Source organism: Variovorax sp. H27-G14 (genome assembly GCF_046156345.1).
GTDB lineage: Bacteria > Pseudomonadota > Gammaproteobacteria > Burkholderiales > Burkholderiaceae_C > Variovorax.
Genome location: NZ_JAYLVN010000001.1, coordinates 525,732 through 538,513, shown reverse-complemented (window position 1 = coordinate 538,513; position 12,782 = coordinate 525,732). Strand labels below are relative to the sequence as shown.

11 protein-coding genes and 1 riboswitch are annotated in these 12,782 nt (G+C 65.9%); of the genes, 7 read left to right on the top strand and 4 right to left on the bottom strand.

Going from position 1 to position 12,782, the window contains the following annotated elements; genetic code table 11:
* Window positions 1–249: 249 nt before the first annotated feature.
* The gene (locus VLK31_RS02520) at window positions 250–879 is read left to right on the top strand and encodes a nucleoside 2-deoxyribosyltransferase (protein WP_409166793.1); all 630 of its coding nucleotides are present in this window, start codon (window positions 250–252) and stop codon (window positions 877–879) included.
* Window positions 880–1,276: 397 nt separating this feature from the next.
* Window positions 1,277–2,152 (top strand): lysophospholipase, encoded by an 876-nt coding sequence (locus VLK31_RS02515; protein WP_409166792.1) that lies wholly within the window; start codon window positions 1,277–1,279, stop codon window positions 2,150–2,152.
* 25 nt (window positions 2,153–2,177) lie between these two features.
* Here VLK31_RS02515 and VLK31_RS02510 read toward each other — a convergent pair whose 3' ends face one another.
* The gene (locus VLK31_RS02510) at window positions 2,178–3,152 is read right to left on the bottom strand and encodes an AraC family transcriptional regulator (RefSeq protein WP_409166791.1); all 975 of its coding nucleotides are present in this window, start codon (window positions 3,150–3,152) and stop codon (window positions 2,178–2,180) included.
* 265 nt (window positions 3,153–3,417) lie between these two features.
* Here VLK31_RS02510 and VLK31_RS02505 point away from each other — a divergent pair, with 265 nt between their 5' ends.
* On the top strand, window positions 3,418–4,320 hold the full coding sequence (locus tag VLK31_RS02505) for a response regulator transcription factor (RefSeq protein WP_409166790.1): 903 nt from the start codon (window positions 3,418–3,420) through the stop codon (window positions 4,318–4,320).
* Window positions 4,321–4,360: 40 nt separating this feature from the next.
* Here VLK31_RS02505 and VLK31_RS02500 read toward each other — a convergent pair whose 3' ends face one another.
* The 3 genes from VLK31_RS02500 to VLK31_RS02490 form a co-directional block, all read right to left on the bottom strand.
* On the bottom strand, window positions 4,361–4,690 hold the full coding sequence (locus tag VLK31_RS02500) for a DUF1161 domain-containing protein (protein WP_409166789.1): 330 nt from the start codon (window positions 4,688–4,690) through the stop codon (window positions 4,361–4,363).
* Window positions 4,691–4,879: 189 nt separating this feature from the next.
* On the bottom strand, window positions 4,880–7,117 hold the full coding sequence (locus tag VLK31_RS02495) for an NADP-dependent isocitrate dehydrogenase (RefSeq protein ID WP_409166788.1): 2,238 nt from the start codon (window positions 7,115–7,117) through the stop codon (window positions 4,880–4,882).
* 171 nt (window positions 7,118–7,288) lie between these two features.
* Window positions 7,289–7,960 carry an ATP-binding cassette domain-containing protein gene (locus VLK31_RS02490; RefSeq protein ID WP_409166787.1) on the bottom strand — a complete coding sequence of 224 codons (672 nt, stop codon included), beginning with the start codon at window positions 7,958–7,960 and terminating at the stop codon, window positions 7,289–7,291.
* Window positions 7,961–8,039: 79 nt separating this feature from the next.
* Here VLK31_RS02490 and VLK31_RS02485 point away from each other — a divergent pair, with 79 nt between their 5' ends.
* The 4 genes from VLK31_RS02485 to VLK31_RS02470 all read left to right on the top strand — a co-directional run bounded on the left by VLK31_RS02485 (window position 8,040) and on the right by VLK31_RS02470 (window position 12,778).
* Window positions 8,040–8,825, top strand: coding sequence for a hypothetical protein (locus VLK31_RS02485; RefSeq protein WP_409166786.1), 786 nt, complete (start codon window positions 8,040–8,042; stop codon window positions 8,823–8,825).
* A gap of 143 nt (window positions 8,826–8,968) precedes the next feature.
* Window positions 8,969–9,093: riboswitch (glycine riboswitch) on the top strand.
* 141 nt (window positions 9,094–9,234) lie between these two features.
* Window positions 9,235–10,839, top strand: a complete 1,605-nt coding sequence (locus tag VLK31_RS02480) for an ABC transporter substrate-binding protein (RefSeq protein ID WP_409166785.1) — start codon at window positions 9,235–9,237, stop codon at window positions 10,837–10,839.
* A 25-nt stretch (window positions 10,840–10,864) separates the two neighbouring features.
* On the top strand, window positions 10,865–11,806 hold the full coding sequence (locus VLK31_RS02475) for an ABC transporter permease (protein ID WP_409166784.1): 942 nt from the start codon (window positions 10,865–10,867) through the stop codon (window positions 11,804–11,806).
* Between the two features lie 30 nt (window positions 11,807–11,836).
* A complete protein-coding gene (locus VLK31_RS02470) occupies window positions 11,837–12,778 on the top strand; it encodes an ABC transporter permease (RefSeq protein ID WP_409166783.1) in 942 nt (313 codons plus the stop codon).
* Window positions 12,779–12,782 lie beyond the last annotated feature (4 nt).

Sequence of the window (12,782 nt, the reverse complement as noted above, 5' to 3'; positions counted from 1 at the left end):
GCGGTGGTTGGGCTGGCTTGGGTGGGGCGCGCACGGAAGAGGGCGCGTCGGGTGTGGAAAGAAGTGTCTCGCGGCAAGGGCTGCGGGCGGTATCCGAATCGAACTGGGTTTCTGCCTGATCCTGCAAAACGTGTGTTCGGCCGGCGCGGTGGTTCAGCGGTTCATGGCGAATGTGACAGTGCGGAGTCGGTCGCATGCCGATATGGCGCTCGGGGTCGTGCTTGCCCAATTCACCGGGGCGGGTGCGACTTGCCGCACGATGGCGGGGTGCCGAAAACGTTGTCGCTTCCTGTTGAGCGAGACCGAAAAATCGTTGATGCTCTGTCGATGGACGACACCCTTCAAACTCCCCCGCGCCCGCAGATCTACCTGGCGGGCCCCGACGTTTTCCGCCCCGATGCCCAAGACCATTTCGTGCGCCTTGCCGCGGCCTGCGACGCGCTGGGCCTTGCGGCCTTGTTGCCCGCCGACGGCAATGAAGACCAGACCGCTGACAGCCCCGAGAAGCAGATCTACGAGGCCAACATGCAGCGTTTGCGCAGCGCCGACGGGGTGGTTGCCAACCTCGCTTCTTTTCGGGGGCTGGAGCCCGATTCGGGCACGGTGTTCGAGGTGGGTGCGGCGGTGGCGCTGGGGATTCCGGTCGCGGCTTACGGTGTGCCGGAGGGCAGCTATGCAGACCGTGCGAGGGCGGCGTTGCCGTGCGAGAAAGACCCGGGTGGCGTGCTGCGGGAGCGGGGCACGGGAATTGCGATCGAAGACTTCGGGCAGCAGCTGAATCTGATGCTGGCTTGCTCTGTCCACATCGAGGCTACGCCCGAGGCTGCGTTGAAGAAGATGGCGGAGGTGCTGGCTCTGCGGCGTGTGTCTGGGTCTTAAAAGTTCCGAGCTTTGTTTTGGCGCGGCGCGCTATTTGTTCAGGGCGCACTCACGCCGACGGGGTACCTTGCTCCGCGAATGTCCCCCGGGGCTGCGCGCTACCGCCTCTCCTCCTTTGTTTCGCTGCGCAAGGCACCCCATCGACGTGAGCGTTGGACAGAGCAGTGGTTGATCGCGCGATCACCGACAGCGTGCCCAGGTGCACAGGGCGTCGGGTGCTCCCCGCAGCGAAATAAAGGAGGAGGGCGAAGCCCGGGGGACATTCGCGGAGGGGAGTACCCGGCGGCCTGTGCACGCGCCCTGAAGCGCCCGATTCGATCCCGAATCCAGACAACCCAGGTAGCGCAAAGCAGCAAGCCCCCATAGGATGACAGTCCCCTTTTCAATGGAGCACCGCATGCCGATCACAGAGACGCACTTCGACCTGACCGCCAACGATGGCGTCACGGTGGAGGTGCACCGGTGGCAGGGCGCATCGCAGCGCGCCGTCATTCAGTTGGCGCATGGCATGGGCGAGCATTCGCTGCGTTACAGGCACCTGGCCGAATCGCTGGTGCAGGCCGGCTACGTCGTGTATTCGAACGAACACCGCGGTCATGGCAAGGGCGCCTCGGCGCGCGGCGAACTGGGCGAGCTCGGCCCGCGTGGCTTTGCCGGACTCGTGGACGACATGGCCCTGCTCAGCCGCCACGTGCACGGCGTGCACCCGGGCCTGCCGCTGATCCTGCTCGGCCACAGCATGGGCTCCTTCGCCACGCAGTACTACCTGGTCAAGCACAGCGACCTGCTGGCCGGCGCGGTGCTCTCAGGCACTACGGCACTCGACCTGCTGGGCACCGCGCTGCAATCGGGCTTCAAGCTCGAAGACATGAACGCCGCATTGCCCGAGGTTCGCACCCCCTTCGACTGGCTCAGCCGCGACCCGGCCCAGGTCGATGCCTACATTGCCGATCCGCTGTGCGGCTTCACCGTGTCGGCCGCGGGCATGGGCTCGATGTTCGCGAACCTGGCCGACCTGACTGCCGAAGCCATGCGCAACCGCATCCGCCCCGGGCTGCCGCTGTACCTGTTCGTGGGCGACGAGGACCCGGTCAGCAACAAGGCCGAGTGGCTGTATCCGCTGGTGCAGCGCTACCGCGAGGCGGGGCTGCGCGATGTGTCATGCCACGTGTTTGGCGGCGCGCGCCACGAGACGCTGAACGAGACCAACCGCGAAGAGGTCGAGGCGGTGCTGCTCGCGTGGATTGCGCGAGTGGTCGGCAAGAAGGGCTGAGCCGAGCCTTGCCCGCAGGTGCTGTTCAGGCGACCTTGCCCGCTGCCCTGAACTCCTGCGGCGACATGTCGTACGCGCGGCGAAACGCCCGCGTGAAATCCGACGGACTCTTGAACCCGACGCCATAGGCCACGTCGGTCACCATCAGGTGCGGGTAGCGCACCAGATCGTCGGCCGCATGCCGCAGCCGCAGGTGGCGGATGTAAGCGCCCAGACCGCCTTCGTGCTGAAACAGCCGGTACAGCGTGGGGCGCGGCAGGTGCAGCGCGGCCAGCACCTGCTCTGGCGACAGGTCGGCGCGGTGCAGATGGGTCTGCACATAGCGGCGCACCTGGCCGAACATGGCCGCGCGCGCCGCGGCACGGGCACCGCCGCTCAGCCGGGCCTCCTTGCCGAAGCCGGCCAGCAGCAGGTTGGCGCTGGCCTGCACGGCGTCTTGCGCGGCGGGAGCGCTCATGTGCGCGATGTCGCGGCCCAGCGTTTCCGCCTGGGCGATGGCCAGCTGCGCGAGCGGCGTGTCGACGGGCATCACGCGGCAGTGAATGGCCTCGGGATCGGGGAACACGTCCTGCACCAGCGTGGCGGGCACGAAGAAGGTCAGCACGTGGCAGCCGTTGCGTCGCATGCGCACCGGCTGGCCCATGTCGAGCGCGATCACCTTGGCCGACACCGGCAGGTCCCTGGGGCGCGAGGACGCGCGCACGGCCACGTTCTGCACATCGCCTTCCAGGAACACGTGCAATGCGTAGTTGCGCACGTTGTCGGTGGAGATGCGCGCGAGCGAGCGTTCGAGCTGCATGGCGTCGGAGCGGCAGTCGGTGAAGACGATGTCGCCGACCTCGTAGCGGTCGATGGCGGCATGAAACGGCCGGCCGATGTCCTCGGGCGTCGGCTGCACGTCGATCACGTGGCCCACACGTTCGCGCCAGGCCAGCAACTGGCGCGCCGGCGGCTCGGCCTGCACGTCGAAATGGCTGAAGGGAAGGCCGTTCGGGAGCATGGAACGGACGCCGGTTTCTAGGTTGCGCTGGCCCATCGAGGTGTCTGTCAAACGGCCATGCGGCCGTCATAAAAACTAGAAATAAGACAAAAGTGCCAAAAATTCCCGGGGATTGGCCGGATTTTCTCAAGAACTGAGACGCACGGTCAAGCCCGTTTGGCGCTTGCAATCAATCTTGGGGCCGAGGTGGTTGCAAGGCCACCGCTGCGCGATGCGGCCCCGTGGGCCGTGGTGTTACCCCATGCTCGAGCGAGTGAAGGCGTCCATGTCCAAAGTGAGAATCCAGCGGGTTGCCACGCAGCTGGCAAGCAGCAACCGCACCCCGGCAACCACCCGCATGGCGCTGGAGGCCATGCCGTTGCGCTCACTGGCCAAAGACGCCGCGGGCCGCGGCAAGATTGCGCGGCGCAGCCTGGGCGTGAAGCGCTGGGAAGCGCAGGCGCGCATCGTCGCGCTCAGGGAGCGGTCGCGCCGCATCGACCAGCTGTGCGTGCTGGCGGCGTCACCGTTGCAAGCGTCGCCATCTGCTTCTTCAGCCGCTTTCCCGGCGCGAGAGGCCTCGGCTTTGCGCGTGGCCTCCCACCACAGCGACGAGGCGCTCGTTCGCACACTCGCCGACGACGTGCAACCGGTCAACTCCGCCGTGGCCGCCAGCGCCGTGGGCGCGCTGTTCATCGACGCCAACGAGGTGGAGCTGGCTTTTCTGATGCGGTTGATTGCGGAGGGCGACACTGCCACCGCTTCGCGCATTGCGCGGCGCATCGTCGGGGTGAAGCAGGCTGCGGTGGCACACGACGGGCCGCAGATATTGCAGATGTCGCACGTGCCGCGAACAGCCACGGCGCAACCCGATGTGCCAGCGCAGGTGCACGAGCAGCAGGCCGAGCCTGCTCCGTCTGCTAAGGCCCGGCGCGCGCGCGCCACGCCGCCCGCCGGCGCGGACCATGCACGGGGCGCGCTGTCCCCGCGCGAGCTCAATGTGCTGCGCATGATTTCGCAGGGGCTGAGCAACCGTCAGATTGCCGAACAGAGCTATCGCTCGCTGCACACGGTGGACGCGCAGGTCAAGAACATCTACCGCAAGCTGGCCGTGAACACGCGCGCGCAGGCCGTGCGCGAGGCCATGCAGGCGGGGCTGATCAACCTGGAAGATGCCTGCGGCGGCTGATCGGCTGATCGGCGGAACAGTCGACAGCCCGCGGCCGCATTCATTTCTTGCAGTCCCCGCCAACGGACACGGTGCCGTCCTTGCATTCGGTGAGCAGGGGCCCGCCTGATGCGGGAGCCGGCGCCGTGCCGCGATCGGGCCCGGCGCCCTTCTCGTAGACGACTTTCTTGCTGCCGAGCTCGCACGTGCCCACCACCTGTCCGCTGGCCGATGCATTGGCATCGACCACGGTAACGGTGAAGCGCGCCACGCCCGACGCGGCAATCTTCGACTCGATCTGCGTGCGCAGTTCGTCGCAGCTCTGCGCGCCATGGGCGCTGGTGGCGGCGCCGGCCACGGTCAGCGCGATGGGAAGCAACCAGTGTTTCATGGGGGGCCTGCCTTGCCAGCGGATGGAGGGAGGTGGAGTCTAGTCCCGCACCCGCGTCACCCGCCACCGTCTGGAGGCGAAAGCACCAAGGGCCCCTTGCGGAGCCCCTGGAGGCACGACGGACGGGCAGTGGCTGCCATCCCGTAGTGCGTTTCGTGCGTGTCGTGCGCGGCGTTGCGCGCAGTGTCGTCAGGCCTGTGCCGACGCCAGCGTCGCGTTGAGCGTTGCGCTCGGACGCATCACGGCCGAGCACTTCTCGGGGTCGGCCAGGTAGTAGCCACCGATGTCCGCCGGCTTGCCCTGCACGGCCGCGAGCTCGTCGATGATCTTCTTCTCGTTGCTGGTCAGCGCTTCGGCCAGCTTGGCGAACTTGGCTTGCAGTTCCTTGTCGTCGGTCTGCGCGGCCAGCTCCTGTGCCCAGTACATGGCCAGGTAGAACTGGCTGCCGCGGTTGTCCAACTGACCGGTCTTGGGCGACGGGTTCTTGTTGTTGTCCAGCAGCTTGCCGGTGGCGGTGTCCAGCGTCTTGGCCAGAATGGCGGCCTGCTTGTTGCCGGTCTTCAGGCCCAGGTCTTCCAGGCTCACGGCCAGCGCCAGGAATTCACCCAGCGAGTCCCAGCGCAGGTGGTTTTCTTCCACCAGTTGCTGCACGTGCTTGGGGGCCGAGCCACCCGCGCCGGTTTCGTACAAACCGCCGCCCGCCATCAGCGGCACGATGGACAGCATCTTGGCCGAGGTGCCCAGCTCCATGATGGGGAACAGGTCGGTCAGGTAGTCGCGCAGGATGTTGCCGGTGGCGCTGATGGTGTCCAGGCCGCGCACGACGCGCTCCAGCGTGTAGCGCATGGCACGCACCTGGCTCATGATCTGAATGTCCAGGCCCGAGGTGTTGTGCTCGTGCAGGTACATCTTCACCTTGGTGATCAGCTGCGCCTCGTGCGGGCGGTAGGCGTCCAGCCAGAACACCACCGGCATGCCGGAGTTGCGCGCGCGGTTGACGGCCAGCTTCACCCAGTCGCGGATGGCGGCGTCCTTGACCTGGCACATGCGCCAGATGTCGCCTTGCTCCACGTCTTCGCTCATCAGCACTTCGCCGGTGTCCAGATCGGTGATGTTGGCAACGCCGTCTTCCGGAATCTCGAAGGTCTTGTCGTGCGAGCCGTACTCTTCGGCCTTTTGCGCCATGAGGCCCACGTTGGGCACCGTGCCCATGGTCTTGGGGTCGAAGGCGCCGTGCCACTTGCAGAAGTTGATGATCTCCTGGTAAATGCGGGCGAAGGTCGATTCGGGCATCACGGCCTTCACGTCCTTCAGGCGGCCGTCGGCGCCCCACATCTTGCCGCCGTTGCGGATCATCGCGGGCATGGATGCGTCCACGATCACGTCGTTGGGCGAATGGAAATTGGTGATGCCCTTGGCCGAGTCGACCATGGCCAGCTCGGGGCGGTTCTCGTGGCAGGCGTGCAGGTCGCGCTTGATCTCGTCCTGCGTGCTCTGGGGCAGCGTGGCGATCTTGGCGTAGAGGTCGACCATGCCGTTGTTCACGTTGATGCCCAGCTCGTCGAACAGCTTGCCGTGTTTCTCGAAGGCTTCCTTGTAGAAGATCTTCACGCAGTGGCCGAACACGATGGGGTGCGACACCTTCATCATGGTGGCCTTCACGTGCAGCGAGAACATCACGCCGGTCTTGTGCGCGTCCTCGATCTCCTTTTCATAGAAGGCCAGCAGCGCCTTCTTGCTCATGAACATGGAGTCGATCACTTCGCGGTCGAGCAGCGCGATCTTGGGCTTGAGCACAACGGTCTTGCCGCTCTTGGTGATCAGCTCCATCTTGACGTTGCGCGCGCGGTCCAGCGTCATGGACTTTTCGCCGTGATAGAAGTCGCCGCCGTGCATGTGCGACACGTGCGAGCGCGAGGCCTGGCTCCAGTCGGCCATGCTGTGCGGGTTCTTGCGTGCGTATTCCTTGACGGCATTGGGCGCACGGCGGTCGGAGTTGCCTTCGCGCAGCACGGGGTTCACCGCGCTGCCGGTGCACTTGTTGTAGCGCGTGCGAATGTCCTTGTCTTCGTCGGAGGTCGGGTTCTCGGGGTAGTCGGGGAGCTTGTAGCCCTTGCCCTGCAGTTCCTTGATGGCCGCCTTGAGCTGCGACACCGAGGCGCTGATGTTGGGCAGCTTGATGATGTTGGCGTCGGCCTGCAGCGTGAGCTTGCCGAGTTCGCTGAGGTTGTCGGGCACCTTCTGCGCGTCGCTCAGGCATTCGGGAAATTCACCCAGGATGCGGGCGGCCACGGAGATGTCGCTCGTGGTCACGTTGATGCCGGCCGGGTTGGTGAAGGCGCGGATGATGGGCAAAAACGCGTAGGTCGCCAGCAGGGGCGCCTCGTCGGTGAGGGTGTAGACGATGGTGGGTTGCTTCGAGCTCATGCGCTGGCTTCCGTAGATGCGGGTTGTCGGGGTGGCTGGAAAAGGTCTGGCGGGATCGCACCGCCGGAACGCGTCATTGTCGCCCGTCGGCGGCCGCTTCGGGCCGCCAGAGGCGAGATCACCCCCACGGGTGCTCTGTCAATGGGGTTTCAGGGGAGCTTCAGGGGGAGATCAGGAGAGCGGCAGCGTGATGGTGGCCGCGAGCGGCACGGCGTCGATGTGCTCCGCGCTGGCGACCACGAAGGCCCTTGGCGTGGCGCCTTTGCTCGGGTCGCCCAGTTCGCCCAGTTCACCTAATTCGCGCCACAGGCAGCGCACCGACCCCGCGTCCAGCGCGGCGGTCGGTTCGTCCAGCAGCACCAGCGGCCGGCTCGATGCGAGCGCCGCGGCCAGCCACACCTTGCGCCTGGAGCCGGTCGACAGCATGAACATCGACTTCTCCAGGTGCGGCACCAGCGAGAAGCCTTCCACCAGCGCCTGCCAGCGCGCGTCGTCGAAGCCCGCATCGCCTTCACGCAGCGCGGCGGTGCAGCCGCGCACCGTGGCCTGGTCGAATCGGTCGGTGGACGGGTCGACGAAGAAGACGTTGCGCCTGTAGGCCTCGGGCGACGTGGCCAGGCGCGTGCCCGCCACGGTCAACTGGCCGGTGGCGGGCAGCGCCCCCGCAATCACCTGCAGCAAGGCCGACTTGCCAGCGCCGGTGTCGCCGTACAGCAGCGTGACGCCGGGGCCGATGGAGGCGGTCCAGTTGGTTGCGATGGCCGGTTGGTCGGGGTACGCGAAGCCGAGCGCGTCGATCTGCAGGACGGAAGAGGAAGGGGCAGGGGCGGTGGAAGGGTTCATGGTTGGCGGCCGACTTTATCAAGCCGCTGCCGAAGAACGGCCACACGCAAATGCCGGTGCGTGGCTACCATTCGGCACCATGAAAAAGCTGCTTGTCGCCGGTCTCCTCGTGTCGCTGTTTGCCGGCCCTGTGCTCGCCGCTGCGGCTGCCCCCTCCGCGCAGGTGTTCGACCCCGTGGCCAAGCCCGAGTCGCTCGATGCGCAATGGCGTGAGCGCCTGTGCGCCTTGCTGCCGCAGCCGTGCAACGTGCAGCAGCTCGGCCTGTACCGGGCGCGCGGTGCCACGCCCGCGGACTACGTGGTGCTCTCGGCCGAGCCGCTGGCCATGGCGCGCGTCAAGCGCGGCGCGGAGCCCAAGGGCTGGCAGCTCGACCGGCTGAACGACTTCTCGGCCTACGTGGCGTCGCTCAAGAAGGAAGACAGCGAAGGCGCGCGCGACACCCGCCTGTCGCTCGCGCCCGCGCTCTATCCGCTGGCCGAAGGCCAGTGGGCCGTGGCCGTGCTGCACACCGTGTCGGAGATGTATTCGGGCGGCGGCGCCTCGTTCGACACCGCCGACTTCGTGCCGCTCGAAGGCGGCAAGCCGGCGCAGGAAGGGATTCCCTTCTCGTGCTTCAAGATGATCCGCGCCTGCTTCAGCGAGAAGGAATACAAAACCTCCAGGCACTGCCATGACGAAAGCAACGGCAGCCTGCGCATCGCCTACGGCGCTGCCGCAAAGCCCGGCGCGCCGTACGACTGGCAGTACACATGGCTGCAGAGCGAGTGGCCGCAGAACGAACCGCAGCGCGCCACCAGCACCACGCGCATCCGCTTCACCGCGAAGACCACCGAGCGCGCCGACTTCTGCGGCGGCCCGCAGTAAGCACCTAAGACTTCTCGCCTGCGTGTGCTTTTGGCACGCAATCTGCTTTGAGAAGTTCATCCAGGAGAAATGCCGGCTCGATGCTTCGAGTTAGTGCATTACCGAAGGCGACAGCCCGTAACGCTCAGGTCCCAAGACTGGATTTTTTCAACGCTGGAGAGCGCTGACCGGCACCGTCACTGGGGCCGAGGGCAGCCGCCGAAGGGGCAAGCCCTGTGCGATGTGCGCGCAGGGTGAATCTCTCAGGCAAAAGGACAGCAGGGGCACACCGCGCATGGCGCGCGGTGTGCCCTTGTTCGTTTCTGGAGCCGCTTCTTTCATGACTTGTTTTCTGCAACGCCCACCAACGCATGCGTGCCTGGGCGTTGCGCGTGTTCGCGTCCCTCTTTTTCAACCGGAGAACTGATCCATGCTGACGAAACGACAACTGAAAGCCATGTTCGCGGGCGCCCTGCTGGCCACGGCCGCTGCCGCTGCGCTCACCACCGCCACCACCGCTTTCGCCCAGGACGCAGGCAAGGTGCTGCGCATGGTGCCGCAGTCCGACCTGAAGATCCTCGACCCCATCTGGACCACCGCCTTCATTACGCGCAACCACGGCTACATGGTGTACGACACGCTCTTCGGCGTGGACGAGCAGGGCAAGGTGCATCCGCAGATGGTCGACAAGTACACCGCCAGCCCCGACGGCAAGACCTGGACCTTCACGCTGCGCAAGGGCCTGGCCTTTCATGACGGCAAGCCCGTCACCGCTGAAGACGTCATTGCCTCGCTCAAGCGCTGGGGCCAGCGCGACGGCCTGGGCCAGAAGATGTTCACCGCGCTCGACAAGACCGAGGCCGTCGATGCCAACACCTTCAAGCTGGTGTTCAAGGACACCTTCGGCATGGTCCTCGACGCGCTGAGCAAGCCGTCTTCCAACCCGCCGTTCATCATGCCGGCGCGCGTGGCCGCCACGCCGTCGGACAAGCAGATCGACGACGCCACCGGCTCCGGCCCCTACATCTTCAAGAAGGACGAATACCGCCCCGGCGAGAAGATCGTCTACCTGAAGAACACCAAGTACGTGCCGCGCACCGAGGCCCCTTCGGGCACCGCCGGCGGCAAGAACGTGTACGTCGACCGCATGGAATGGATCATCCTGAAAGACGCGCAGACCCAGGCCAACGCCCTGGCCAACGGCGAGGTCGACATGATCGAGTGGGTGCCCTCCGAGCAGTACACCGCGCTGAAGAACAACCCCGCCATCACGCTCGACAGCCCGGTCGCCAAGGGCTCTTTCGCGCTGCACCTGAACCACCTGATTCCGCCGTTCGACAACCCGAAGATCGCGCAGGCCGCGTTCATGGCCATCAACCAGGAGGCGCTGATGCGCGCGCAACTGGTGCACAAGGAGCTGTACAACAGCTGCGCCTCCATCTACCCGTGCGGCTCGGCCTATGCCTCCGAAAAGACGGGCTACTTCACCGGCAAGCCGCAGTTCGAAAAAGCCAAGGCGCTGCTGAAGGAAGCCGGCTACGACGGCAAGCCCGTGGTGCTCATGTACCCGGCCGACTTTGCGGTGCTCAACAAGTTTCCGCCGGTGATGGCGCAGCTGCTCAAGCAGGCCGGCTTCAACGTCGACATGCAGTCGATGGACTGGCCCACGCTGGTCACGCGCCGTGCCAAGAAAGACCCGGTGGCCAACGGCGGCTGGAACCTGTTCATCACCGGCTGGGGCATTGCCGACAACATGAACCCGATGTTCTTCGCACCGCTCACCGGCAACGGCGAAAAGGGCTGGTTCGGCTGGGCCACCGACGACAAGCTGGAGCAGCTCAAGTCGCAGTTTCTGGCCACCGCAGACGAGCCGCAGCGCAAGGAGCTGGCCACGGCCATTCAGCAGCGCGTGTACGACACCGGCATCTATGCGCCCATCGGTGAATACAAGCCGCTCACGGCCTACCGCAAGGGCGTGGTGAGCGGCGTGGTGCGCTCGCCGGTCGGCGTGTTCTGGAACCTGAAGAAGAACTGAGCGAAGCGCTCACGGAACCCGCCCCATGCTGCTCTTTCTTGCACGCCGCATTCTGTCGACCGTGCCGGTGCTTGTCATCGTCGCGCTGATCGTGTTCCTGATGCTGCGGCTCGCGCCCGGCGACCCCGCCGCCGCCATCGTGGGCGACAGCGGCACCAGCGAAAACATTGCCAGGGTGCGCGAGCAGCTGGGGCTCAACCAGTCGCTGCCGGTGCAGTTCTTTCACTGGAGCACGCAACTGCTGCAGGGCAACCTGGGCGAGTCGTACTTCATGAAGAAGACGGTGGCCGAGCTGATCGGCCAGCGCATCGAGGCCACGGTGTCGCTGGCGGCGGTGACGCTGGTGGTCACCATCCTCATTGCGGTGCCGCTGGGCGTGATTGCCGCGTGGCGGCATGGCGGCTGGCTCGACCGGATGCTCATGGGCTTTTCGGTGATGGGATTTTCGATACCCGCGTTCGTGATCGGCTACGTGCTCATCTGGATCTTTGCGCTGCACCTGCAGTGGCTGCCGGTGCAGGGCTATGCACGGCTCAGCCAGGGGCCGTTGCCGTGGCTCAAGCATTTGATACTGCCGTCGATCACGCTGTCGGTGATCTACGTGGCGCTGATTGCGCGCGTCACCCGCGCGGCCGTGGCCGAGGCCATGACCGAGGACTACATCCGCACCGCGCGCGCCAAGGGCATTTCGGAAACGCGCCTGCTCATGCGCCATGCGCTGGCCAACGCGGCGATTCCCATCGTCACGGTGATCGGCATCGGCATTGCGCTACTCATCGGCGGGGTGGTGGTCACAGAAACGGTGTTCGCCATTCCGGGGCTCGGGCAGCTCACGGTCGACGCGGTGCTGTCGCGCGACTTTCCGCTGATTCAGGGCATCACGCTGTTCTTCTCCGTCATCTACGTGCTCATCAATCTGCTGATCGATGTGAGCTACCTGGTGTTCGACCCCCGCATCCGGTACTGAAGCCACCGCACCGCAACGAAGAAACACCCCATGACCGATTCCTCTCTTTCCCTTGCACCCGAAGGCGCCGTGGAGGCACTGCCGCCACCCCGACGCCGCTCGCTGCTCAAGCGCATTCTGGCCAACTGGTCGGTGCGCGCGGGTGGCAGCGTGCTGGTGCTGCTGGTGCTCATGTCGCTGGCCGCGCCGTGGCTGGGCACCATCGACCCGACCGCCATCGACCCCGCCAGCTCCAACATCCTGCCGGGCACGCGCGGCGAGTTCAACAGCCTGGCTGGCGACACCTTCGAGCACCTGTTCGTGATGGGCACCGACAGCCTGGGGCGCGACATCTGGAGCCGTACGCTGTACGGCGCGCGCGTGTCGCTCACCGTGGGCGTGGCGGTGGCGGCGCTGGCGATGGTTTTCGGCATGCTCGTGGGGCTGTTGGGCGGCTACTTCAGGCGCGTGGACAGCGTGCTCATGCGGCTGATGGACGGCGTCATGGCCATCCCCGGCATTCTGTTCGCCATCAGCCTGGTGGCGCTGTTCGGCGGCAAGCTGCTCACCGTGGTGGTGGCCATTGCGGTGCCCGAGATTCCGCGCGTGGCGCGGCTGGTGCGCTCGGTGGTGCTCACGGTGCGCGAAGAGCCCTATGTGGAGGCGGCCATTGCGCTGGACACGCCGACCTGGAAGATCCTCATGCGCCACATCCTGCCTAACGCGATTGCGCCGCTGATCATTCAGGCGACCTACGTGTGCGCGTCGGCCATTCTGGTGGAGGCCATCTTGTCGTTCCTGGGCGTGGGCCTGCCGGCGGACATGGCGACCTGGGGAAACATCATGGCCGAGGGCCGTGCGCAGTTCAACCAGTTCCCGCACAACGTGCTGTTCCCGGGCATCTTCCTGGCGCTCACGGTGCTGGCGGTGAACATTTTGGGCGACGGGCTGCGCGACACGCTCGACCCCAAGTTCAACAAGCGCGGAGGCTGAGCTG

Coding starts and splice junctions, on each gene's coding strand:
- VLK31_RS02495 (WP_409166788.1), bottom strand. CDS start 7,117: ATGAGCTCGAAGCAACCCACCATCGTCTACACCCTCACCGACGAGGCG.
- VLK31_RS02500 (WP_409166789.1), bottom strand. CDS start 4,690: ATGAAACACTGGTTGCTTCCCATCGCGCTGACCGTGGCCGGCGCCGCC.
- VLK31_RS02505 (WP_409166790.1), top strand. CDS start 3,418: ATGTCCAAAGTGAGAATCCAGCGGGTTGCCACGCAGCTGGCAAGCAGC.
- VLK31_RS02470 (WP_409166783.1), top strand. CDS start 11,837: ATGACCGATTCCTCTCTTTCCCTTGCACCCGAAGGCGCCGTGGAGGCA.
- VLK31_RS02515 (WP_409166792.1), top strand. CDS start 1,277: ATGCCGATCACAGAGACGCACTTCGACCTGACCGCCAACGATGGCGTC.
- VLK31_RS02490 (WP_409166787.1), bottom strand. CDS start 7,960: ATGAACCCTTCCACCGCCCCTGCCCCTTCCTCTTCCGTCCTGCAGATC.
- VLK31_RS02480 (WP_409166785.1), top strand. CDS start 9,235: ATGCTGACGAAACGACAACTGAAAGCCATGTTCGCGGGCGCCCTGCTG.
- VLK31_RS02510 (WP_409166791.1), bottom strand. CDS start 3,152: ATGCTCCCGAACGGCCTTCCCTTCAGCCATTTCGACGTGCAGGCCGAG.
- VLK31_RS02475 (WP_409166784.1), top strand. CDS start 10,865: ATGCTGCTCTTTCTTGCACGCCGCATTCTGTCGACCGTGCCGGTGCTT.
- VLK31_RS02485 (WP_409166786.1), top strand. CDS start 8,040: ATGAAAAAGCTGCTTGTCGCCGGTCTCCTCGTGTCGCTGTTTGCCGGC.